Annotated in this window: 26 protein-coding genes; all 26 read left to right on the top strand. The window is 38.0% G+C overall.

Annotated features, from left to right (window positions below):
• Positions 1-7: 7 nt before the first annotated feature.
• The gene (locus PN497_RS12470) at positions 8-310 is read left to right on the top strand and encodes a class I SAM-dependent methyltransferase (RefSeq protein ID WP_096571384.1); all 303 of its coding nucleotides are present in this window, start codon (positions 8-10) and stop codon (positions 308-310) included.
• Positions 276-836: a methyltransferase, TIGR04325 family gene (locus tag PN497_RS12465; RefSeq protein WP_272110290.1), complete on the top strand. Its 561-nt coding sequence runs from the start codon at positions 276-278 to the stop codon at positions 834-836. The genes PN497_RS12470 and PN497_RS12465 overlap by 35 nt, the downstream gene beginning before the upstream one ends.
• The gene (locus PN497_RS12460; protein ID WP_096571386.1) at positions 833-1,276 is read left to right on the top strand and encodes a cupin domain-containing protein; all 444 of its coding nucleotides are present in this window, start codon (positions 833-835) and stop codon (positions 1,274-1,276) included. The genes PN497_RS12465 and PN497_RS12460 overlap by 4 nt, the downstream gene beginning before the upstream one ends.
• Positions 1,277-2,392: a DegT/DnrJ/EryC1/StrS family aminotransferase gene (locus PN497_RS12455; protein WP_096571388.1), complete on the top strand. Its 1,116-nt coding sequence runs from the start codon at positions 1,277-1,279 to the stop codon at positions 2,390-2,392.
• A 28-nt stretch (positions 2,393-2,420) separates the two neighbouring features.
• Positions 2,421-3,188 (top strand): class I SAM-dependent DNA methyltransferase, encoded by a 768-nt coding sequence (locus PN497_RS12450; RefSeq protein ID WP_096571390.1) that lies wholly within the window; start codon positions 2,421-2,423, stop codon positions 3,186-3,188.
• Positions 3,189-4,409, top strand: a complete 1,221-nt coding sequence (locus tag PN497_RS12445) for a glycosyltransferase family 4 protein (RefSeq protein WP_096571392.1) — start codon at positions 3,189-3,191, stop codon at positions 4,407-4,409.
• Positions 4,410-4,945: 536 nt separating this feature from the next.
• Positions 4,946-5,350 carry a hypothetical protein gene (locus tag PN497_RS12440; protein ID WP_096571394.1) on the top strand — a complete coding sequence of 135 codons (405 nt, stop codon included), beginning with the start codon at positions 4,946-4,948 and terminating at the stop codon, positions 5,348-5,350.
• 337 nt (positions 5,351-5,687) lie between these two features.
• Positions 5,688-6,647, top strand: a complete 960-nt coding sequence (locus tag PN497_RS12435; RefSeq protein ID WP_096571396.1) for a glycosyltransferase family 2 protein — start codon at positions 5,688-5,690, stop codon at positions 6,645-6,647.
• Positions 6,648-6,777: 130 nt separating this feature from the next.
• A complete protein-coding gene (locus tag PN497_RS12430; RefSeq protein ID WP_272110286.1) occupies positions 6,778-7,731 on the top strand; it encodes a glycosyltransferase family 2 protein in 954 nt (317 codons plus the stop codon).
• On the top strand, positions 7,731-8,900 hold the full coding sequence (locus PN497_RS12425; protein WP_096571400.1) for a glycosyltransferase family 4 protein: 1,170 nt from the start codon (positions 7,731-7,733) through the stop codon (positions 8,898-8,900). Before PN497_RS12430 ends, PN497_RS12425 begins: the two co-directional genes overlap by 1 nt.
• A 4-nt stretch (positions 8,901-8,904) precedes the next feature.
• Positions 8,905-9,930 (top strand): FkbM family methyltransferase, encoded by a 1,026-nt coding sequence (locus PN497_RS12420; protein ID WP_096571402.1) that lies wholly within the window; start codon positions 8,905-8,907, stop codon positions 9,928-9,930.
• 173 nt (positions 9,931-10,103) lie between these two features.
• Positions 10,104-11,120 (top strand): exostosin domain-containing protein, encoded by a 1,017-nt coding sequence (locus PN497_RS12415; protein ID WP_096571404.1) that lies wholly within the window; start codon positions 10,104-10,106, stop codon positions 11,118-11,120.
• 22 nt (positions 11,121-11,142) lie between these two features.
• Positions 11,143-12,108 (top strand): alpha-1,2-fucosyltransferase, encoded by a 966-nt coding sequence (locus tag PN497_RS12410; RefSeq protein WP_096571406.1) that lies wholly within the window; start codon positions 11,143-11,145, stop codon positions 12,106-12,108.
• 268 nt (positions 12,109-12,376) lie between these two features.
• Positions 12,377-12,619 carry a hypothetical protein gene (locus PN497_RS12405; protein WP_096571408.1) on the top strand — a complete coding sequence of 81 codons (243 nt, stop codon included), beginning with the start codon at positions 12,377-12,379 and terminating at the stop codon, positions 12,617-12,619.
• 360 nt (positions 12,620-12,979) lie between these two features.
• Positions 12,980-15,100 (top strand): hypothetical protein, encoded by a 2,121-nt coding sequence (locus PN497_RS12400; protein WP_096571410.1) that lies wholly within the window; start codon positions 12,980-12,982, stop codon positions 15,098-15,100.
• Between the two features lie 54 nt (positions 15,101-15,154).
• Positions 15,155-16,099 (top strand): glycosyltransferase family 2 protein, encoded by a 945-nt coding sequence (locus PN497_RS12395; RefSeq protein ID WP_096571412.1) that lies wholly within the window; start codon positions 15,155-15,157, stop codon positions 16,097-16,099.
• Positions 16,100-16,195: 96 nt separating this feature from the next.
• The gene (locus PN497_RS12390; RefSeq protein WP_096571414.1) at positions 16,196-16,768 is read left to right on the top strand and encodes an acyltransferase; all 573 of its coding nucleotides are present in this window, start codon (positions 16,196-16,198) and stop codon (positions 16,766-16,768) included.
• Between the two features lies 1 nt (position 16,769).
• Positions 16,770-17,060: a hypothetical protein gene (locus tag PN497_RS12385; protein ID WP_096571416.1), complete on the top strand. Its 291-nt coding sequence runs from the start codon at positions 16,770-16,772 to the stop codon at positions 17,058-17,060.
• A 4-nt stretch (positions 17,061-17,064) separates the two neighbouring features.
• Positions 17,065-17,766, top strand: coding sequence for an SDR family NAD(P)-dependent oxidoreductase (locus PN497_RS12380; protein WP_096571418.1), 702 nt, complete (start codon positions 17,065-17,067; stop codon positions 17,764-17,766).
• Positions 17,767-17,769: 3 nt separating this feature from the next.
• Positions 17,770-19,119: an ANL family adenylate-forming protein gene (locus PN497_RS12375; RefSeq protein ID WP_096571420.1), complete on the top strand. Its 1,350-nt coding sequence runs from the start codon at positions 17,770-17,772 to the stop codon at positions 19,117-19,119.
• Positions 19,120-19,152: 33 nt separating this feature from the next.
• Positions 19,153-19,515, top strand: a complete 363-nt coding sequence (locus tag PN497_RS12370) for an EamA family transporter (RefSeq protein WP_096571423.1) — start codon at positions 19,153-19,155, stop codon at positions 19,513-19,515.
• Between the two features lie 35 nt (positions 19,516-19,550).
• Positions 19,551-20,180, top strand: coding sequence for a class I SAM-dependent methyltransferase (locus PN497_RS12365; RefSeq protein ID WP_096571425.1), 630 nt, complete (start codon positions 19,551-19,553; stop codon positions 20,178-20,180).
• Positions 20,181-20,222: 42 nt separating this feature from the next.
• Positions 20,223-20,792, top strand: a complete 570-nt coding sequence (locus tag PN497_RS12360; RefSeq protein ID WP_272110276.1) for a class I SAM-dependent methyltransferase — start codon at positions 20,223-20,225, stop codon at positions 20,790-20,792.
• Positions 20,734-21,090 (top strand): hypothetical protein, encoded by a 357-nt coding sequence (locus PN497_RS12355; RefSeq protein ID WP_272110275.1) that lies wholly within the window; start codon positions 20,734-20,736, stop codon positions 21,088-21,090. The genes PN497_RS12360 and PN497_RS12355 overlap by 59 nt, the downstream gene beginning before the upstream one ends.
• A gap of 3 nt (positions 21,091-21,093) precedes the next feature.
• Positions 21,094-22,221: a dTDP-4-amino-4,6-dideoxygalactose transaminase gene (gene rffA / locus PN497_RS12350; protein WP_096571426.1), complete on the top strand. Its 1,128-nt coding sequence runs from the start codon at positions 21,094-21,096 to the stop codon at positions 22,219-22,221.
• A gap of 396 nt (positions 22,222-22,617) precedes the next feature.
• Positions 22,618-23,721 (top strand): hypothetical protein, encoded by a 1,104-nt coding sequence (locus PN497_RS12345; protein ID WP_272110274.1) that lies wholly within the window; start codon positions 22,618-22,620, stop codon positions 23,719-23,721.
• Positions 23,722-23,778 lie beyond the last annotated feature (57 nt).

The following is a 23,778-nucleotide window of genomic DNA, read 5'->3' as shown; positions in this document are numbered from 1 at the left end:
TAAAAAGATGAGGAAAATTTTAAAAAAAATTCCATTAGTTTATAAAATCTATCGTTCTTGGCAAGAACGACAGTACGAAATTCAGTTTTCTGGTAATTGCCATGGATGCTTTCGCGGTGTATACAACTCATTTGATGAAGCCATATTATCGGCACCAAAAACTAAACCAATTGGATATGATGACCTTGATTTAGCATTAGAGTATAAAAATTTACCTGCTAAAATCAAAATTGCTTCTTTTGACTATCCACTTTTGGTCTGGTTAATAAAAATTCTTGATCAAAACTCTTCCCCCCCCCACAATTTTTGATTTTGGTGGTAATGTAGGCAACCATTACTATGCCTATTCTCATTTCCTAGATTATTCACACGGACTAAAATGGTTGGTTTGCGATGTTCCTCAGATTGTGAAAGCTGGGCAAGAATTAGCTGATGAAAGAAATGTAGATTTGCAGTTTACAACTGAATTTGCTGAAGCAAACGCAAAACAGATATTCATCGCCTCCGGGTCTATTCAGTATGTTCAATCTCTATCTCTATCTCTATCTCTATTGAGTAAACCCCCTGTTCATCTATTGATTAATAGGTTGCCACTGTATGATGGAAAATCGTTTGTCACCTTGCAGAATGGTGGTAAAGTGTTCTACCCTCAATATGTCTTTAATCGGAAGGAGTTTATAGACTCCTTATCTGAACTTGGTTACGAGCTGGTTGACAGTTGGCAAGATCTGGTTGATCGTTGTATTATTCCTTTTCATCTTGAACATTGCGTTTTTTCTTACTCTGGTTTATACATGAGGCTAAAACACGACAATCAACACTGGGCACTAAAATGATAGAGCAAATCATCCATCAAAATGAACTCTTAGCCCTAATCATTTCCCACCGATTCAACCAACCGGGAATTCACTTTTTCACCCCTGATGAATTATCCCAACAACTAGCTTATATGCACCACCCCATGGGTAAAATTATTCAACCCCATGTGCATAACCCCGTTCCCCGTGAAGTCATTTACACCCAAGAGGTACTGTTTATCAAACGCGGTAAACTGCGTGTGGACTTTTACAATGACCAACAAGAGTATTTAGAAAGTCGTGTATTAGAAACAGGAGATGTCATTCTCTTAATCACTGGAGGTCACGGCTTTGAGGTATTAGAAGAAATTGAAATGATAGAGGTTAAACAAGGACCTTACGTGGGAGAACAAGACAAAACTAGATTTGTTGGCATCACTAAAGAACAAGCGAAAATTATAGAAAGTTTAAATTCCTAAATGAAACCTATTCCAGTAAATCAGCCATTATTAGATGGCAACGAAAAAAAATATCTGATTGAGTGTATTGATACTGGCTGGATATCTTCTGAAGGTCATTTTGTCAAGCAGTTAGAACAAAACTTTATAGACCGTGTGGGAAGGCAACATGGTATTGCAGTCAGCAATGGTTCCGCCGCCCTAGATGCTGCTGTGGCTGCATTAGGAATTACAACGGGTGATGAAGTAATTTTACCTACCTTTACCATTATTTCTTGCGCTGCTGCCATTGTGAGAGCTGGAGCTATACCAATAGTCGTGGATAGTGATCCCCTCACTTGGAATATGGATGTCACCCAGATAGAGGCAAAAATCACTCCCCGCACCAAAGCCATTATGGTGGTTCACATCTATGGATTGCCCGTAGATATGGATCCAATAATTAATTTAGCTCATCAGTATGGATTGTATATAATTGAAGATGCCGCTGAGATGCACGGTCAAACCTATAAAAACCGTCCCTGTGGTAGCTTTGGCCATATCAGTACCTTTAGTTTTTACCCTAACAAGCACATTACCACCGGTGAAGGAGGGATAATTGTTACAGACGATCCCCAGTTAGCGGAACGTTGTCAATCTTTACGCAATCTTTGTTTTCAACCCCATAAGCGATTTGTCCACGAAGAATTAGGGTGGAATATGCGTATGAGTAACTTACAAGCAGCTGTAGGAGTAGCCCAGTTAGAGCGCCTAGATGAGTTTGTTGCTCGCAAGAGAAGTATGGGAAAACTTTATACAGATTTATTAAAAGATATACCTGGCATTCAGTTACCCCTAGAGAAAACTGACTACGCAGAAAATATTTATTGGGTGTATGGAATTGTTTTAGATGAACAGATTCCCCTTGATGGCGAAGCAGTGATGAAGAAACTCAGTGATTATAAAATTGGTACTCGTCCATTTTTCTGGTGTATGCACGAGCAGCCCGTTTGGCAAAAAATGGGACTATTTGAGGGTCTATGCTGTCCGGTAGCAGAAAAGTTAGCCCGTCGTGGTTTTTACTTGCCCAGTGGATTGGCATTAACGGAAGATCAAGTTGTGACAGTGACAAATACTCTCAGGAGTATTCTGAGTTAATAAGTAATTAAAATAAGTAACTAATTTGATGACTATTTTCGGCAACTATTCTCGCTATTATGACTTGCTTTATCAAGATAAGGATTATCTTGCAGAAGCTAAGTTTATTCACGATTTAATACAAACTCATGTACCTTTAGCACAAACAATCCTCGAATTGGGTTGTGGTACTGGTCATCATGCTCAATTATTGGCTAAGTATGGCTATCAAGTTCATGGAGTTGATCGCAGCTTAGAAATGTTAAAATCGGCAAATGATCGCCTCACCAATATTGATCCTCAAGTAGCTTCCCGGTTAAAATTCTCTCTAGGAGATGTCAGAACCGTTGACATAGATCAACAATTTGATGTCATTATTTCTTTGTTTCATGTTGTTAGTTATCAAACCACTAATCAAGATTTGCAAGCTACTTTTAACACTATCAAAAAACATCTTAAATTGGGAGGAGTTTGTATTTTTGATGTGTGGTATGGTCCAGCAGTATTGACAGAAAAGCCCACTGTTAGGGTTAAACGCCTAGAAGATGATCAGATTTTGGTTACCCGGATAGCGGAACCAATAATGTATCCCAATGAAAATTGGGTAGATGTAAATTACCATGTTTTTATTAGAGATAAAACTACTGACGAAGTGAATGAGTTGCGAGAAACCCACAGAATGCGGTATTTGTTTAAGCCAGAAATAGAATTAATCTTAAATCAACTACAAATGGAGTTAATTAGCCATGGAGAATGGTTAACTGACAAACTGCCAGGCTTCGATAGTTGGGGAGTTTATTTTGTGGTGAGGAATTAAATGAGAATCGGTTTGTTAGTCAACGCCCAAATTTCTCCCCAGTCTGGAGGAGCTTACACTTTTGGATCTCAATTATTACAAGCGTTTTTGCAATTAGCTCCCGAGTCAGGACATACGATCATTTTATTTACACGTAGTCATCACTACACCAAACATCTGGGATCATCCCTTGAATTGGTTTCTCTTGACTGGTCTTTGAAAGCTAGAATTAAGTCTAAAATACTAGCACTGGTACAAGAAATCTTCCGTAAACTCAGGAGTCCAAGTAGCAAATTTATCCTTCCAACCGGAATGGAATTATATGAAAAATACATACTAGACCTGTTAATTGCTAATCAAGTACAAGTGAATTTAAGTCTTACACCAGAAACTTTTCCCGTACTTGATGTTCCTTATATCATCCCTATCTGGGATCTACAGCACCGTTTGCAGCCATATTTCCCGGAGGTAAGTACAATGGGAGCATGGGATCGAAGAGAAAACTACTTTTCTAAGGTATTAAAGCGCGCCACATTTATTCTCACTGGCACGGAGGTGGGTAAAGCTGAAATTGAGAAATTTTATCAGGTGCCTTCTGAGAGAATCAAGGTTATACCTTTTTTCACTCCCCAACTATCACCAGTTGGCGTAACTAGTGAGGACTTGTTGAATAAATATTCAATCCCCCCTAACTATTTATTTTATCCTGCACAGTTCTGCTCGCATAAAAATCACATTGGACTTTTATTGGCGGTTAAAACTCTACAGCAAAAATACGCACTGGCGTTGCCACTCGTACTTGTTGGTTCTGGCACAGGTCACAAATCCTATGTTGAAGCAATGGCAAAGGAATTAAACTTGTCAAGTCAAGTACATTTTTTGGGTTTTGTCCCTCAAGAAGACATGGCACCTTTATATCGCAATGCCTTTGCGCTTACATTTGTGACCTTTTTTGGACCAGACAATTTACCCCCGTTAGAGGCTATGTCCTTGGGCTGTCCCGTAATTGCATCTGATGTGCCAGGTGCACAAGAGCAATTGGGGGATGCTGCTTTTTTGGTTGACCCCAAAAAACCTGAAGATATTGCTAGTGCTATTAAACTGTTATGGGAAGATAACAGTTTACGTCAAAACTTGATAGCAAAGGGCTTGGCAAGATCTCAAAAATGGACAGTTGAAGACTATGCTAAACAAATTTTTGCGGTTATTGATGAATTTGAAGCAATTAGGCGTTGTTGGTAATAGTTATAATCACAATACATATATATTATCATCATTGACTGATGGCATTTTATTTCTTCTAGGACTTACGCATTGACAGGATCAACCAAATATGAGGTATGGGTTTCAGGCATTTTAACGTGATTTTTTAATGATTTTTGAGCGATAGCGAGGCGCTGCTGCAAGCAGTTCGCTATTGATCAGAAGTTAATCGTCAAAAGCCTGAAATGGCGGATTTTAGTTCATGCACATCATGGTGAATTTGTACAGTGCGTAAGTCCTATCTTCTTATTTCTTATCTATATGGATGGAATTTGTGTTATTGAACAGGCTAACAAAAAACCGTTTTTATAATCTAGAAAAATCCGGATTATTTCAACAATATCTCCGGCATATTAATGGTTTAAGAAGCAAAAAAAACCAGTCAAAAACTTGAATACATTAAAAAAAGCGCCCTAGATGAAAAAGCAAAAATAAGTATAACTTGTGCGGGAAAAAGAGACGGAGGCGGCGCACAACTTCATGCTTGTATCTCAACGATAGTTTTTGCTAATAGTATGGGTATAAGATATCATCATACGCCACTGATTAAAGTTGAGCATAACTATAACAATGATCCTCTTTGGGAAGCAAAGTGGGAAAATTATCTAGACCTTACTAATCTATACAGTCCTAGATTAAATAATCAAGACTATTTATTTGTAGACAATTATCATTCAATTGTTGATAAAATTTATGAAGCTATTACCAGTAAAAACGATCTAAATATACGTGTTTTATACTGCCATGGCTATAGTGATGGAAACCCTCAAGAATTTGTAGATGTTTTGGACAATATAAGGAATCATTTTTTCTTGAGGAGAAATCCACAACTTGTTTACTCTCCATTTGACTTCAATATTGCAATATATATGAGGCGAGGAGCGTTATACCTCAAGCCAGTGTATCCAGGCATTAATTAATCATCTACGTTTTTACTTTAGAAAAGCCCGTCCTAGATTTTACATATTTTCCTACTCCGATGATGATGACTTAAAGATTCTTGAGGATGAGGACGTAAGACTTTTTGTTGACATGAATGTGTTTTCCGTTATGGATCATTTAGCTTACGCTGACTGCCTAGTGATGGCAAAAAGTTCCATGAGTTATGTTGCTGGTATGTTAAACAGTGGACTTGTCCTTTATCAACCTTTCTGGTCTGTTTGTTTACCACACTGGTTTAGGGCTGATGGTTTCTTTGTTTAGATATAAAAAAGGTCAACATAAAGTCAAAACCCTCCTAAACCCTAAGATTAAGTCATGAAACCTTTACTTGTCAGTATAATTATTCCTGTTTTCAATCGGGAAAGGATGATTGGAGAGTGCATTGAGTCAGTCTTGAAGCAAACCTACAAGTCAATAGAGTTAGTGGTTGTTGATGATGGTTCTACGGACAAAACCAAGGATCTAGTAATTTCTTTGTCAACTACTGACACAAGTGTAATTCAATATATCTACCAACCAAACTCCGGCCAGTCCATCGCCAGAAATACCGGTTTAGCCCATGCTCAAGGAGAATTTATTCAATATCTAGACTCAGACGACCTGTTAGAACCGACAAAATTACAGCTACAGGTCAAAGCCCTCCAAGAAAATCCTGATGCTGGGGTAGCCTACGGTATTACCCTACGCAAAAACATGGTGACAGGTGAAATTAAACCCTGGGCGAGAACACACGAAAAAATTGACAATATTTTTCCCGACTTTTTGCCCCAACGAGGCTGGGATACCAATGCACCTCTGTGGCGACGTAGCGTCTGCGATGCTATCGGTCCGTGGGGTAACTTCCGCTGTATGGAAGACTGGGAACACGATCTCAGAGCCGGGATGTTAGGAGTCAAAACCGTCCATGTGCCGGAAGTTGCCGTTATTGTTCGAGACCATCAAGGCGATCGCTCCAGTGGGATGAAAACAGGATTTACCCCAGTCTTCACCCGTGATTTCTTCCGATCCCATAAATCGATTTGGCTGCGGATGAAATCCCAGGGCTTAACTGATTGGAGTTATCTAGAACAATTTTCTCGTAAAATGTTCTGGATTGCTCGACTATGCGGCGAACGACAACTGATAGCAGAAGCTAAGGAAGCCCTCAGCTTTGCCACTGAGATGGTTGCTACCCACCATGCACCTTGGGAAATAAGAACCTTCAAAGCGTTAACAAAAGTCTTGGGTTGGCCAAGAGCAGTAACCTGGACAGAAGCCTTGAAAAAAAGCCGTTAGATGTCGGAAAATATAAAAAACTATCGGCTGGTTTAGGAGTCATTCTCACAGTCCTATGGTTACGGTTTTCCCCCCGCTAAGAAACTCAGCCAAATCAAAATCTTTCTGTATGCCTATCATTTCCGTTGTTATGAGCGTCTATAACGATGCTCAGAGGGTTAAAACCTCAGTAGACAGTATTTTGAACCAAACCTTCACAGATTTTGAATTCATTATCATCAACGACGGTTCAACAGATGAAACAGGAACAATTTTAGATCGCCTAGCCAGTCAGGACTCACGAATAAAAGTGATTCACCAAGAAAATACTGGGCTAACCCAAGCCTTAATCCGGGGGTGTAACCAAGCCCAAGGTGAATTCATTGCCCGTCAGGATGCTGATGATTACTCCCACCCGCAACGTCTAGAGCTGCAATTGGCTAAAATCCAAAGTAGTCCACAGATTGGTATGGTTTCCTGCTCTACCCAATATATCGGACCCGAAGGAGAGCCACTGACCATTATTCAACGATCTGAAAGCCCTGAAATAGCCACCCAGGAATTACTTCATCGCCGCCAGGGTCCGGGTGCCCATGGTAGTGTTTTGTTTCGCAAATCAGTGTACAATGCCGTCGGTGGTTACCGCCCTGATTTCTATTTTGCTCAAGATTCAGATCTATGGTTAAGGATAGCAGAAAAAGCCCAGTTTGCCAGCTTGTCCCAGATACTATATCTTCACCGCAGGGAGATTAACTCTACCTCCGGTGTTAATCGTGCCATACAACTCCGATTTGGAGAACTGGGTCAACTGTGTAAAACCGCCCGTTTAAACAGCCAATCAGAATCTGTTTATCTAGAAGAAGCAAAACAACTACGCAGCCAACTCCTGGCCAACAAATGGCAAAAACATCCTCCTGACCCCTTGGCTGTTGCTCAAGCTGCCTATTTTTTGGGTTCTCAATTACTAACCAACGGCGATCGCCGAGCAGTTAACTACCTATGGCAAACAGTAGGTCTGTGTCCCTGGCACTGGAAAGGATGGTTTCGTTTGGGGCAAAGTATTCTGCAATTTCCCTTTGCTAAAGTCCACACAATACCCTATTGATGATTAACTCTCCTTTACGCATTCTGACAGTTGCCGATACTCCTTGCGATCCTAACTCTGGAGCCGCAGGAACAGTTTATTACACCAACCAAGCATTGAGAGAAATTGGTCATGAGGTAGATGAAATTTGGGCTGATGATTTAGGACCCAGGCGCATTGCTCACGGTAATCTCCATTCCTTGTTAGAGCAACCTAGAGCCTACCGCCGGGCCGTTATGAAGGCAACTCAAGCTAAACAATACGACTTAATTATTTTGGATCAGCCTCAAGCTTACCTTGCTTGTAAAGCACTAAAACAGAGTAATTTTCCGGGAGTGATTTTAAATCGGAGTCATGGTGTTGAGTTAAGAGTTAATCAGGTATTACCAAAATGGCATCAGAAATATCATATTCCTGAATCTCGTTATCCTCCCTTGATCACATATACTCTGCGAAGTTTGCTAGATCGTCAGTGGCAAGAGGTGATCAAATATTGCGATGGAATTATAGTTAGCTCAAGTTTGGATGAGAAATTTTTGACTGATTTTTTCAAAGTTGATCAAAGTAAAGTTTGTTTAGCACCTCAAGGACTGTCCGATGAATTGTTAAACCAGCCAGAATTGATAGACACCGATACATCTCCAGGAAAATGGTGGAATTTACTCTATGTGGGTCAATTTGCCTTCTTTAAGGGTTATTTTGTTTTAGCTGAGATTATCAACCGTGTCTTAATTGAAAATCCAAATATCAGGTTTACCTGGGTAGCTTCTGCTAAAGATCATGGGAGGATAAGAACCTTAATTTTGCCCCATATACTTGAGCGTGTTCAGCTTTTAGACTGGATGTCCCAGTCTCAACTTAAAGAAACATATAGCCAGCACGGAATATTTATTTTTCCCAGTTTTTATGAAGGATTTGGCAAAACACCCTTAGAGGCTATGGCTTGTGGTTTATGTGTTGTTGCATCAGATGAGGGAGGAATGCATGATTATATTGATTCTGGTAACAATGGTTATTTATGCCCGGTGGGAGATGTTGATGAATTTGTAGAGGTGATTAATAATTTGATATTAGACCTGGAAAAGACAAAGAACATTGCCCGTGCTGCAAAGAGATTTAGCACCAGTTACACCTGGAAATCTCATGCATTTCAGATTCTTGAATATTTAAAGTCTTTTAAACAAAAATAAGTGGATGAAAAATTACAAATTAAGTTCAGATCAACTTGAATGGAGTAATTGTCCAGAGTTTGTAGAGTTTCCCTTTGTTTGTCGCCTGTGGCTTTGGTGGTGTTCAAGAGGTCCCAAATCAAGAAAAGGGGGAACTATTGGAGGAAACAAGATATTTGATCTAATCAAAGTCTATCTTAGTTTGTTTCCGGTCTCATCCAACAATTTACTACCGGTCAAAATAAACAAATGGAATTTATTGATTGTTGTTGACCTGTTGGATTTTGAAATATATCAGCATACGATTCCGTCTATTTCCAATAAATACAGCGGATTTCAACTGCAAGAAATGTTACTGACCCAAGGTGACATTTTTTTTGACATAGGTGCCAACCATGGTATGTTTAGTTTATATGCGTCAAGACTAGTTGGTTCAGAAGGACGAGTTATTGCCGTAGAACCCCAACCACGTCTAGCAAAAGCCTTAATAACTAGTAAGGAACTTAACCAACTACAGCAAATATCTATTTTTGAGACAGCAGTGGGAAATCAAAATGGACAGTCCACATTTTCTATTCCCAAACGGTCATCGGGTGTTGGATCATTATTTAAAGAGCATACTAGTCAATCATCCACCACGACTCAGATTAGTGTTGAAATGAAAACCCTTGACAAAGTTGCACAGGAGACAAAAATATCCCAACTTGATCTGATCAAAGTAGATGTTGAGGGAGCCGAATTCATGGTGTTTCAAGGTTCTCAATCAGTCCTTTTGAAGTACAAGCCCTTCCTCTGGTTTGAAATAAATCCCGATGCACAACGTATCGCTGGTCTGAAATCAACGGATCTCTTGAATATTCTGAGAAATTTCGGCTACTGTAAATTTTATCAAGTCTCTAGTCTAGTTCGTGGCGAGTGTGTAGAGCCACAAGAATTTCCCAAACTCACAGATGTACTTGCGGTTCATGCCCAACGCATTTCTACATTTGATGCATTAAAAAACTCTTTTTGGGAAAATCTAACTTCTAGGACTTACGCAAGATATGACTAAAAACCTTATTCTTGCGTAGGGGTAATTCATGAATTACCCCTACTTTCGTTCCCTTTTGCGTAAGTTCTAACTTCTACAAAGTTAAAAAAGTGAATACTATTGGTATGACCCTTGGCATCCCGATGACCGGGCGCGATCGCCTCTGCCAGTTGCGTAAGTCCTAATAAATAAAGATGATGAACGAAAATACAAATAAAAAAATCTACCTGGCGAGTCCAAATGATACTGATATCGTTTCTCTAAACTTCTGGCTTAATGACTTGCTTGAGAAAAACAACCCTCAGACTAACTTTGTCAAGGATCCTGACATAGCCGATGTTATTATTCTTTTTGAAAATTTCTCATTTAAACATCTTGATTATATTAAAAGGCTTGAAAAAGATGATTTCATAAAGCGATATGCGGGTAAAATATATACCATAAACTATGATGATACAACTTTCGGTTTTTTGCCTGGATGCTATACAGGTTTGACTCGAAATAATTTTATGAAAAATTTTCATATAGCATCTTGCTATCCTAAAGAATATAATCAGGAGTTAGTGGAGTTTAGAAAGGAATATCAATTTGAATTTAGCCCTAATCTTCTTTTTTCATTTAGGGGATCTGCGAAATCCCATCCTATACGTGAAAGAATTTTCAGAAAAATTCCTCCAAATAAAGACTGGATTCTAACCAGAATAAATACAGCCTTTTATGCTCACACAGAGTTGGAAAAAAATGTTTTCTTACAAGAAATCTTAAATAGCCATTTTGTTCTTTGTCCTCGAGGATCATCCCCGTCAACCTATCGTATGTATGAAGCCATGTCCCTTGGTAGATGTCCAGTGATTATATCCGATGACTGGATACCACAAGTCGGAATTGATTGGTCATCATGCTCAATTCGTATTCCTGAATCAGAAATTCAGCGTATACCTGAAATTCTCAAATCGCAACTTGCCAATGCAAAACAGTTAGGAATAAAAAGTTTACTTACTTGGAATAGCTTTTTCTCTGAGCAAAAAAAGTTTTCGATATTCCTTCAACAAATCCTAACTCTAGCAGATGTTCAACCTATCAAAAACTTCGATTCGTTACAGCAAGTTTGGCATTCGACTTCTTTCAGAAGAAACAACAAACTAAATTTAAATCAGCGGATCGCCCAAAAAATCCTTTCATTAACCAACAAAATAACTGAGTTAAAGTAACTAAAATTTTAAAATTTCCCAGATGATATATTTTACTGAGATAGGAAAACTAGGACGGTTAGGAAACCAAATGTTTCAATATGCGGCATTGGTAGCAGTTGCCGAAAATTTTAACTATGAGTTTCAAATAGATTTCACCGCTACTGAACTTTCTAGAGCTTTTATTTTATCTGCAATTGATCAAAAACTGGTTCCAAGTCAAGTCTTTTCTTTTAAAGAAAAACCACATACCTTTGATAAAAATCTCTTTCTTATAAAAGACAATACAGACATTGAAGGATTTTTTCAATCTTTTAAGTATTTTGAAAACTGTCAAGAAAGAATTCGCAGCGAATTTAAATTTCAGCAAGGTATAGAGTTAATTGCAAAGTCAAAAATTCAAGCAATTAAAGAAGGAAAACAACTGGTAGCAGTTCATGTTCGTAGAGGGGATTATGTTACTAGAGATAACAACATATTTACTCAAGATGCTATTAAGCTTTGTCAGCTTAACTATTACTTAAAAGCAATGTCTTTATTTGAAAATGAGAACATAAAATTTGTTATTTTTTCTGATGATATATCATGGTGTAAGCAAAATATAAGAACAAACTGTGTGAAATCAAGCTCGTTAGTATATGTTGAAGGTAATAATCAATATGTTGATTTGTGCATGATGACTCTATGCGATCACAATATTATTTCAACTAGTACTTTCGGGTGGTGGGGGGCATGGTTAAATAGCAATTCTAAAAAGAAAATCATTGCTCCCAGAAGGTGGTTTGGGCTAATGTGGGGTAACAACACTAAGGATTTATATTACGATAATTGGATTGTTATTGGCTCAACGACTGATCACATAAAATACTGGATTATAGAAGCCCTATCATTTTTAAGAATCCGTAATCTAGTTTATCAAATATTAATTCGTATTAAATTTATTTTATTTCATCCTCAATTTGCTATTAATTCGCTTAAAAAACGGGTAAAAAATTTACTCTTTAGATAAGAAAAAACATCGATCACGTTGGTGCTGCCCAGTATACACAAAACGTTATTCTCAAAGATGAACGATATTGATCATTGTGACTCATTAACAGTCGTCCAGCGAGTTTCCTAGGTCAAAACGGTAATCGTTGAAAATCCCAACTATCAACCACATAATAATATTTAGCTAACCTTTTGACAGGGAAAAAACTAATGAAACTTTCAGTGATCATCCCCATCTATGAGCAGAAAAAGTGTTTTTTGATACTATTTAGTCCTTGCAGAGACTAATGACACCAGAATTTGAACTTTTGGTGATTGACCAGACCTTAAATCATTCAGGACTTACGCAAAAGGAAACGAAAGTAGGGGTAATTCATGAATTACCCCTACGCAAGAATAAGGTTTTCAGTCACATCTTGCGTAAGTCCTATCATTGTTTATGGGAGGCAATTTTTGTGGTTATATACAACCTGGATACACCCAAACCCAGCGCGATCGCCCTGAATAATGGAATTGTCCGATTAATTTGACACAGCAATTTACCTATTTTATCAAAAAAATTATCAATAAAATCAGTAATTTCCTGATAAAAAACCCGCTCTTTTTCCCTACTACTACTCGCAGTTACCAATAACCTTAAAGTTTCCACCAATGAACTGATAGTAGCATCACAAACCAAATCAAACAACTGATTTAAATCATCCCTTCACGACAATGTAAAAAACCTACCCTTGTAAGGAAGGGGGTGGGGTCAAACAATATTCGATGCACTAATCATGACTTGACAAACATCCTCTAAAACTTTGCTGACTATAATAATTTCTTATACAACTGCATTAATTATACATTATTAACATAGAATTATATAGTACACAGGTAAATAAGCATCTATGTCACAATCTGAACCTAAACTTGAACATTTTGCCGTCAAAAGTCAAATAGTGAGCGAATTAGCTTTCCTATTTACTATTTATATTCTTGTAACCGCACTATTATTTTTACACTTCCGCACCTGGGACTCTACCATCACTCGCCAGGTGTGGGGTGTCTTTGTTTATCCTAGTGTACTATTTGGCGGCGTTGCTTTAGCTTGGCGATATGTTTCCCATGTGATCTGGATATTACCCATAGGTTCCCTGGTGTTTATGGGATTACCATTTGCAGTAGCCTTACTAGGGGGATGGAGTTTAATTCCTCTAGGTATATTCGGTATTAGCGCCACTATCTTTGTTTACATATTATATTTATCCCCACAAGACCGACCGGTGATGAAAACCCTGCAACTGTCAGGGGCGGGAATGATTCTGGCTGTATTTTATTTTTTTGTGGTCAATGGTACTCTTAATTATGTATTCGCAGACATCAATACTTATACGAATGGCATTAACCAAGATACCCTTTTTCATTCTGCAATTGTGCAGATGTTGGCTAAATTTAATACGCCATCAACGGGATTAGATGGTGTACAACCTTTAAGCTATCATGTTGGTGTACATCGTTGGGTGGCGGCAAATCTTACTATCTTAGGAGGATCAGCACCTGTATTATTAGGTATTTGTCAATTAGTTGCTTTTCTCCCGGCGGTTTTCTTTGCTACAGTTTTAGTCTTCATGTGTTTGCTATCGACTCCACTTTCCACACTAGTGGCTTGTGGGTTTACTTTTTTAGGTTTATGGTTGTTGGCAATTCGCATCCTGGATTTCTCTTTGTCCAGTGAATCCTATAATTTTTCCCTTCCTGTATTTATAGCCATGATACCAGTAGGGCAAAGATGGTTGTACAAAGCGAGGGAAAGTAATCGCTGGTTGACCCCTTTACCCCTAACACTGTCCGTGGTAGCAGTCCTAGCTTGTGGCGCTGCAAAGATTTCTTCCGGGGTGATACTGGCTTTGTTTCTCATCCTCTGTGGGTTTATCCCGAAAATGTGGCCTCTAAATCAACAGAAGTGGCGATATCTAGGACTGTTACTAGCTTTAGGTATCGCTTTTTTTGTGGGATGTTTAGCCTTAGCCTTTAACTTTAGTGCTGGAAATCTGACTAACATCTTTTATCCTTTTCACTTTGCACGCGCTTACAGAAGTCAGTTTATTTGGCAAAATATCGTATTTTTAGGGTTAATCATCCCATTCTACTGGTTGCAGAGGAATCAAGAAAAATTCCTGGTGCGATCGCAAGTGATCATCCTCACACTGCTATTTTTAGCATCTCAACTACCAGGAGCTTTACTGGAAATCGGCGGACCCTCAGCACATTATTTTGTGCAACCAGTGCTGTTAGTCACCTTATTGTTTACCTTGGCTGCTGTAGCTGACTATTGGTCAGTCAACCGCAAAACTGGTTTTCTATTCATTGTAGATCCCGTAGACCATGAACCTAAACCTTTGTCACCTGTTATTAGTTGGGGAGTGATAGGGTTAGTTTTAATTTTTTCATTGTCCATGGGAACGGGAGGAAGTAGCCACAAGGATAAGGTGTTAGGGTTTGCTCATCGGTTAGTAATGACTCTAGATTCTTTTTCGTCTCAGTCAGATTCATTGACTGATTTGAGAGGTTTAAGTAAAATCCAGCATCAGTCACGGTTGTTACTCTTTCCTCCCAGTGTGAACTGGGAAATACTCAACACCAAAACCGAGTTGGGTTACATCCAAGGGGAACTTGCTAAATTAACTGAATCCAAAAAATTAGAACCAGGTGATAACTTAGCCATTCATATTTCAGATGACTTTTCAGACTTTTGGCAACCACAGGGTAGAAGAAATTGTTGGGATAAATCTTTTGTCATTCCTGCAATGACTGGATTACCCTTGGTGAATGGAGTCCGAGGTGAGAATAGTGACTGTGATTTAACTAAAGATTTTGGTATGGCTGAATATAGTAAAGAGTCTTGGAATCGTCCACTTTCTCAGGAAGATATCTGTACTAAGTCCACTAAATTAGGTTTTGACAAAGTGTTGAATGTTTCTCAGTCACAAATTCAATTATACTCTTGTAATGGGTTCGACCAGAAGTAAATTATCTGTGGGATAGCTCCAGTCTAGAATTGCATTTACTCCAACCATCATCAAATGTCTCATATATCTGTTGTCATCCCTGTATATAAAGCAGAAAAAAGCCTTGATGTTCTCTATGAAAGGCTCAAAGTTTCCTTGTCTGAGATTACACAGGATTTTGAAATCATTTTAGTTGAGGATTGTGGGGGCGATCGCTCTTGGGATATTATTGTGGAGTTAAGTAAGATCGACCCACGGGTAAAAGGAATTCAATTCAGTCGCAATTTTGGCCAACATTATGGCATCACAGCAGGGTTAGATCATTGTGACGCTGACTGGGTAGTTGTTATGGATTGTGATTTGCAAGACAGACCAGAAGAAATTCCCCGACTGTACAAAAAAGCCCAAGAAGGTTATGATGTTGTCTTAGCTCGCAGAGGTAAACGTAAAGATCCCCCCCTGAAGCGACTTACTTCATGGTTGTTTTATCAAATCTTTAACTACTTGACCGATTTACAATATGATGGACAAGTAGGTAACTTCCGCATTATTTCTCGTCAAGTTGTCGAGAACTTTTGTTTAATGCGGGAACAACTGAGATTTTTTGGTGGTTTGGTTGATTGGATGGGATTTCCCACCGCTAGTATTAACATTACCCATGACCAGCGTTTTGAGGGCAAAAGCACTTATACTTTCGCTAAACTCTGGAAACTAGCTAGTGAAACAATTATCGCCTATTCAGACAAGCCTCTACGCCTGTGTATTAAGTTAGGTTTTCTGATTTCTACTTTGTCATTTATCTATGGTATTTATATTGCCCTTAGGTTTGTGTTTTATGGTTCGCCTGTAACTGGTTGGAGTAGCCTGATTGTGTCTTTGTATTTTCTAGGTGGGATTATTATTTCTATTCTGGGAATACTAGGTATTTATTTAGGGAAAACTTTTGATCAGACAAAAAAAAGACCTTTGTATTTAGTCAGGAATAAAACTGATAGTAATGTAACTTTATGTAAACTATGATATTTACTAATTCAAGATTAACTTTCTGTTTTCGATTTGTCAGTTATTTTGCATCGTCTATTCTTTAAATAGTAATAAATTATAAGGAAAATAAAAATGCCATATCTGACTGAAGAACAGCTTTTAAAAATACCTTTTAAGTTTGTGGGTAAAAATGTAAAGATAAGTGATAAAGCATCGATTTATAATCCTGAATTGATAGAAATTCATGATAATTCTAGAATTGATGATTTTTGTGTCATCTCTGGAAAAGTTTTTATTGGTAAACACGTTCACATAACAGTTTTTTGTAATGTTGCTGGTGGAACAGAAGGAATCATTTTTAATGATTTTTCAGCATTGGCATACGGATGTCATGTCTTTACTCAAAGTGATGACTATAGTGGCGAAACCTTAACAAACGCAACAGTTCCAATCCAGTATAAATCAGAAACTAAAAAAAAAATTAGCATAGGAAAACATTGTATTGTCGGTACTAGTAGTTTAATATTTCCAGGTGTTGATTTAGCAGAAGGAACAGCAGTAGGAGCAGCTTCTGTAGTCAGAAAGTCAACTCAAGAATGGTCAATATATGTAGGTAACCCGGCTAAAAAAATTAGCCCCAGATCTAAAAACTTACTAAAGCTAGAATTACAACTTTCAGAAGAAAATAAAATTAGGAACAATTAAAATGCAGAAAGAAAAAATCTTAGATTTAGTGATTGAGCTAGTTAAAGAAATAGGTTTGGAGCAATCAAACGAAATACTAATTAATCCAAATCAATCAACACGGCTGTTTGGAGAAAACCTAGATAGTCTGGAAATAGTTATGTTGATTGGTGAACTAGAGGAGCGGATTAGCGATGAATTTGGTATTCAGATTATTCTAGCTGATGATCGCGCGATGAGTCAGAGAACATCTCCATTTAGGAGTGTTAAAACATTAGTCGAGTACATCGATTTATTATTATCTGAGCAATAGGGTAATGGAAAAATCCTTTATTATTACTGGGACGAGAAAGGGACTGGGGAAGGAGATTGCTGAATATTATCTTTCATTAGGTAATAGGGTTGCAGGTTGTAGTCGTGGTGCTTCCAGCATTCAACATCAAAAATATCTGCATTTTGAGTTAGATGTTTCGGAAGAAAAAGCTGTAGTATCAATGGTTAACCAGGTAAACAAAACCTTTGGTAAAATTGATATTTTGCTTAATAATGCTGGTATAGCAGCGATGAATCACTTGCTAACTACACCTCTACAAACTGCTCATACAATTTTTAACACTAACTTTTTTGGCACTTTCTTATTTACCCGCGAAGCCGCAAAAGCGATGATGAAGCACAAGCAAGGGTGTATTGTTAACTACACTACAGTTGCCAGTCCATTAAATTTGGCTGGAGAGGCGGTTTATACAGCAAGTAAAGCTGCTATTGAGAGTTTAACTAGGGTAACAGCTAAAGAATTGGCTCCATTTAATATTCGGGTTAACGCTGTTGGTCCAACTCCTATCCCTACAGACCTCATCCGTAATATTCCGCAAAACAAATTAGAAGAATTAACCAATCAACAAATTATCCGGCGTTTAGGAAATGTTGATGATGTAATCAACGTTATAGATTTTTTTATTTCAGAACGGAGTAAATTTATTACAGGTCAAACCATTTTTCTAGGTGGAGTTATAGGGTAACTTATGTCCTGGTTAAAACATCACTTATTTTCTTTAGGCGATCGCCAACTATTGTCCGATGGAGTTAATCAATATAATTATACTGATTTACATCATCAAATTAATATTTATATGTCTGATCTCGATACTCACTTGAAACCTGGCGAAGTAGTTGGGATGCTAGCAGACTATAATTTTCATGCTGTGGCGTTATTTTTAGCACTCCTTGAGAAGAAAGTAATTATTGTACCTATTGTCAGTCAAAATCCAGTAGAAATTAACAAGCGGTTACACGTTGCTAGTTGTACTGTAACTGCTTATATAAATGATGGAATTTTAAAACTGACTCGAAATAACAACTCATCCAATCACCCACTAGTCTTAAACCTAATTACATCTGGTCGATCAGGCTTAATACTATTTAGCAGCGGTAGTACTGGTGAACCTAAGGCTATGATCCACGACTTGGATACTTTAGTTGAGAGTTATCATGGGAAAAAATTAAAGCATTTGAATATACTAGTTTTTCTTATGTTTGACCATATTGGTGGTCTTAATACCCTATTGAATATTATATCCACTGGTGCATTTATGGTATTACCTGCGAATCGTAATCCTGATTATATTGCATCTTTGATTCAGAAATATCATGTTCATGTTTTACCAACCTCGCCCACCTTCTTAAACATGATGCTTATGGATAAAGTGAATGAAAGATATGATTTATCTAGTCTAAGAATTATCACTTATGGAACAGAAACAATGCCTAAAAGTCTTTTGCAAAAATTGAAAAGAGTTTTTACAAAAACAAAACTTGTGCAGACTTTTGGTACAAGCGAAACGGGAATTATTCAAACACAAAGTCGCTCATCAGAAAGTCTAGAAATCAAACTAGATGATCCTAATATCGAATATAAGGTAGTAGCAGGTGAATTGTGGCTAAGAAGTAAAACCCAAATTTTAGGTTATCTAAATGCTAGTATGGATAGCTTTACTGATGATGGTTGGTTCCAAACGGGAGACTTGGTTGAAGAAAAAGAAAATGGCTATATTCAAATTATTGGTCGCAATAAAGAAGTAATTAATGTAGGAGGTCTCAAGGTTTTACCCATGGAGGTGGAATCAGTTCTATTAGAAATGGATGAAGTATCAGACTGTATGGTTTACTCCGAGAAGAGTGCAATCACCGGTCAAATAGTAGTGGCGGATATTGTGATCAATCGTCATGTTTCTCCAAAAGAAGCAAGAGCAATGATTAGAAAATTCTGCAAAGATAGACTTGAGGAATATAAGGTACCTATCAAAATTAATTTCACTGAAAAAACTAATTTTAATGAACGATTTAAAAAAATTAGACTTAACAAAGATAGCTAATTTTAAAACATCCTATAAACTTATTATTTTTACATGAATCATCTTTACATCCTCTTAAGCATCCTATTTACAGTCTACGGACAAATCATCATTAAATGGCAAGTGCAACTGGCCGGAGCATTTCCCCCAGACAACATAGCCAAACTACAATACATCATTAAACTACTACTCAACCCCTGGGTAATTAGTAGCTTTACCTGTGCATTCCTAGCAGCAATTAGCTGGATGGCCGCCATGACTAAATTTGACCTCAGCTATGCTTACCCATTCATGAGTTTAGCCTTTGTCCTAGTCCTGTTCCTCAGCGCCATCTTCTTTAAAGAACCCGTGACTATTCCCAAATCACTAGGGTTGGGATTAATTATTTTAGGTATTATCATTGGTAGCAAAGGGTAGAAATCCACCTCTCAAAAGAATAATAAAAAATTAATATGCCCCAAATTACCCAAGGAATTCGCTCAATCCTTTCAATCCCTTTCTTTTATAGCTTATTTCAAAAAATACTAGGTCAGAATAGAGCCTATAATATTCTGATTAAAAATTATATTAGGACTAATAGTGGCGATCGCATACTAGATATTGGTTGTGGACCTGCTGATCTATTATCCTACTTACCCCAAGTAGAGTATATAGGATTTGATGCCAGTGAAAAGTATATTAGTGATGCCAAAAAGCGTTATGGCAATCAAGGAACCTTTATCTGTGAACTAGTCACATCTGACAATCTCACATATAGAGAATACTTTGATATTGTTGTAGTGTTTGGAGTATTACATCATCTTGACGATATAGAAGCAGAAAAACTGTTTAAATTAGCTCACACTGCCTTGAAACCCGGAGGCCGATTAGTAGCCGTTGAGCCTTGCTACACAGAGAATCAATCACCCATTGCCAGATGGATTATATCTAAAGACCGGGGACAAAATGTAAGGGATGAAAAAGGTTACTTAAATCTAGGGTATAATTTCTTCCCCCCCCCACATACATCCTGTAACATCCGTCATGACTTATTACGGATACCCTATACTCATATCATTATAGAATGTATAAAACCTGATTAAACGGAAAAATCACATATTTTTTTTAATAAACAATAATTTTCGATGAAAATCTGCCCCCAATGTCACCATCATTTTAACCAACCTAACTGGGATTGTCCCGCCTGTGGTTACACACCCCCAATATTAGATGGACACCAGAGCTTTGCACCGCAACTCGCAGCGGCCAGCGAAGGATTTGAGGCCTCAGCCTTCCCCATACTAGCAAAACTAGAAGCCAAAAACTTCTGGTTTCGCGCCCGCAACCGCTTAATCATTTACGCCATTAAACATTACTTCCCCCACGCTCAAACCTTCCTAGAAATTGGCTGCGGAACTGGCTTTGTCCTTCAGGGAATTGAAAAACACCTCCCCCACCTCATCACCTGCGGTAGTGAAATATTTACTACCGGCTTACAATTTGCCACCGAACGCCTGTGTAAAACAACACTTTTTCAAATGGATGCCCGTAATATCCCCTTTGCGGAAGAATTTGATATTATTGGAGCTTTCGACGTTCTGGAACACATAGAACAAGATGAGGATGTACTTACACAAATGTATCAAGCTATTCCAAATGGGGGGGGGTATAATACTGACTGTTCCCCAACATCCCTGGTTATGGAGTCAAGCTGATACCTACGCTCACCACGTCCGGCGCTATATCAAACAAGATTTAATCACCAAGTTACAGCAAACAGGATTTAAAGTAGTAAAAGTTACCTCTTTTGTTTCTCTTCTCTTACCCTTAATGCTACTTTCTCGACTCAATCAGCGCTCATCAACAAATTATGACCCCACTAGTGAGTTAAAAATTAGTGGCACCTTAAATTACCTCTTAGAGAAAATTTTAGATGTAGAACGCTGGTTGATTAAACTAGGTTTTTCCTTTCCCTGGGGCGGCTCTTTGTTAGTAATTGCCTACAAACAATAACCCATGAATAAAATACCTTTTAACAAACCTTACATGACCGGTAAAGAGCTATGGTATATCAGCCAAGCTCACCACGCCGGACAACTTGCCGGGGATGGTAATTATACCAAAAAATGCCATCAATGGCTAGAAACCCATACCCACTCCCACAAAGCCCTCCTGACTCACTCCTGCACCGCCGCCCTAGAAATGTCAGCTATTTTAGCTGATTTGGAACCAGGAGACGAGGTAATTATGCCCAGTTATACCTTCGTTTCCACCGCCAACGCCTTTGTTCTCAGGGGAGCTATTCCCGTATTTGTAGATATCCGCCCCGACACCCTCAATTTAGATGAAACCCTAGTAGAAACAGCTATTACACACCGCACCCGCGCCATTGTCCCCGTCCATTATGCCGGGGTTGGTTGTGAAATGGATACCTTGCAACAAATTGCCACCAAACATCAACTATTGTTAATTGAAGATGCAGCCCAGGGACTGATGTCATCCTATAAAGGAAAACCCCTTGGTAGTTTTGGTGACTTAGCTTGCTTTAGTTTCCATGAAACCAAAAATATTATCGCCGGTGAAGGCGGTGCTTTAATTATCAATAATCCCCAATTCACAGAATCAGCGGAAATCATTCGGGAAAAAGGCACTAACCGTAGTCAATTTTTCCGGGGACAGGTAGATAAGTATACCTGGATAGAAAAAGGCTCTAGTTACTTACCAGGAGAATTAATTGCCGCTTTCCTCTATGCACAACTTGAAGAAGCACAACAAATTATTACCAACCGCCTCAAAGTATGGGATTATTATCATCAACTGCTAGAACCTGTAGAAAAATCCGGTAAATTACGCCGTCCTATCATTCCCCCTGACTGTCAGCACAATGCCCATATGTATTATATCCTGCTAGAGGATTTACAAACCCGTACCCAGCTAATTAACTACCTCAAAGAACAAGGTATTAATGCAGTATTTCACTATGTTCCCTTACATAGCTCTCCTGGTGGTAAGCATTATGGACGGGTGAATGGGAAGATGGATCATACTAATCTTCTGTCTGATTGTTTATTACGCTTACCCATGTTCCCAGAGTTGACAACTTCACAGATAGAAATAATTGTCGGGGCTGTTAAGAGTTTTTAAGAAGATGAGTTGATAGTTATCCACACGGGGAAGCCAGGGAATAAATTAAGAGTCTAAAAGCTCAAGTCGGTTGAAAACCGACTAGTACAGCTTGGCGCAAGTAAACCCATCATTACAGTTGGTGAAAAATCTGTGATTTGAAACACTTGTGAAAGGTAGGCGTATTTATGCCGAGAGGTACTAGGAAGAGGGGTCAGGATTTTCGTTTGATTTGTTAATTTAATTTATTAATTTAATTATGGCTTTATGGCACTTATATAATCATACTCTTTTTCAAGAATCAAATAATAGTCCTATACAGAGTAAACAGCATTCTATCTGGAGTTAAATAAGATGTGGGTCAGTAATAAGATAAGTCAATTGAGGAATAACTTTTGGGTACTTTGGTTTGTAATTTTGGTTATAGTATTCTTGATTCATTGTCTGACTTTAACTGTCTCACCAACTATTTGGCAAGACGAAGTACAAATAATTGACTATGGACGTACTTTTTTAAATTCTAATACAGATTGGGGAATGAATTGGGACGTTGCCAATAATAGGCCATATCTCACTCTATTTTACTTAGGTTGCTTAGTGCAAGAGTTAGCTTTTAAAGCCACCCATTTTTCTATAGTCGGACCTAGAATTGTGAGCTTAATAGGAGCCAGTTTAGCAGCTACAACAACTATGGGGTATTTGTCAAGTCGCCAAGTACCTCTCAAGATTGCGGCTTTACTGGGACTTGCTCTTTTACTAGATCCTTTATTTGTTCAAAGTTATCGTGGAGATAGGATTGACTGCTGGGTAATTGCAATATGTTTTGCAGCTTGTTGGCTACTGAGATTATCTATTGACAGTATCCACAATCACCAATCTAACCTTGTTCCAGTTAGTCTAGCGGGAAGTTTATCCGTCATAGCTGTTTTTATTTGGCCAAGTGCATTAATTCTGTATCCACTTATCCTGGTGGAATTATTATCTTTGTTGTATGTCACCACCAAGGGAACAGATAGTTTAACTAGTGGTGTGCAATTAATTGCAATATTTGCTGGAGCAGTAATTATAACAGGTATATTAATCATAATTCCTATCACAGGACAGTTGGGAATTTTAGTTAATAATTTTCTTGAATTTACTAGCGAGAGAGTTGGGGGTTTTGGTTTGAGTGCTATTATCAATCTTTTTGTAAGTTTTAAAAATAGCCCTTTTCTTCCCATATTAGCTGTAATTAGCTGTATATCTCGTCGAGATAAAGCATTATTAATTGCGAGTTTATTTGCACTATCTCTGGTTTTGAATAGTGGGGTTTACGTTCATCGAGTAATTTATATGCTGCCTTATTTTATAACTTTATCGAGTGAATTATATCGCCAAGACAAAAAATCTCCTATTCAAAAATTGATTCCCCACAGCAAAAAATACTTATATTTATTACCAGAAGTGTTGAATGTTAAGAAATCTGTGATAAAAATAGCCCAAAATATATTAAAATTTGAGCAAGCTATATCAAAATATTGATTTGATCATGATTATAAATTCATTTCCCAAGATTGTCAAAGACATCCTCAAATCCTT

This window comes from Sphaerospermopsis kisseleviana CS-549, assembly GCF_028329225.1.
GTDB classification, from domain to species: Bacteria; Cyanobacteriota; Cyanobacteriia; order Cyanobacteriales; family Nostocaceae; genus Sphaerospermopsis; species Sphaerospermopsis kisseleviana.
This window is presented reverse-complemented; position numbering and strand designations above follow the sequence as displayed.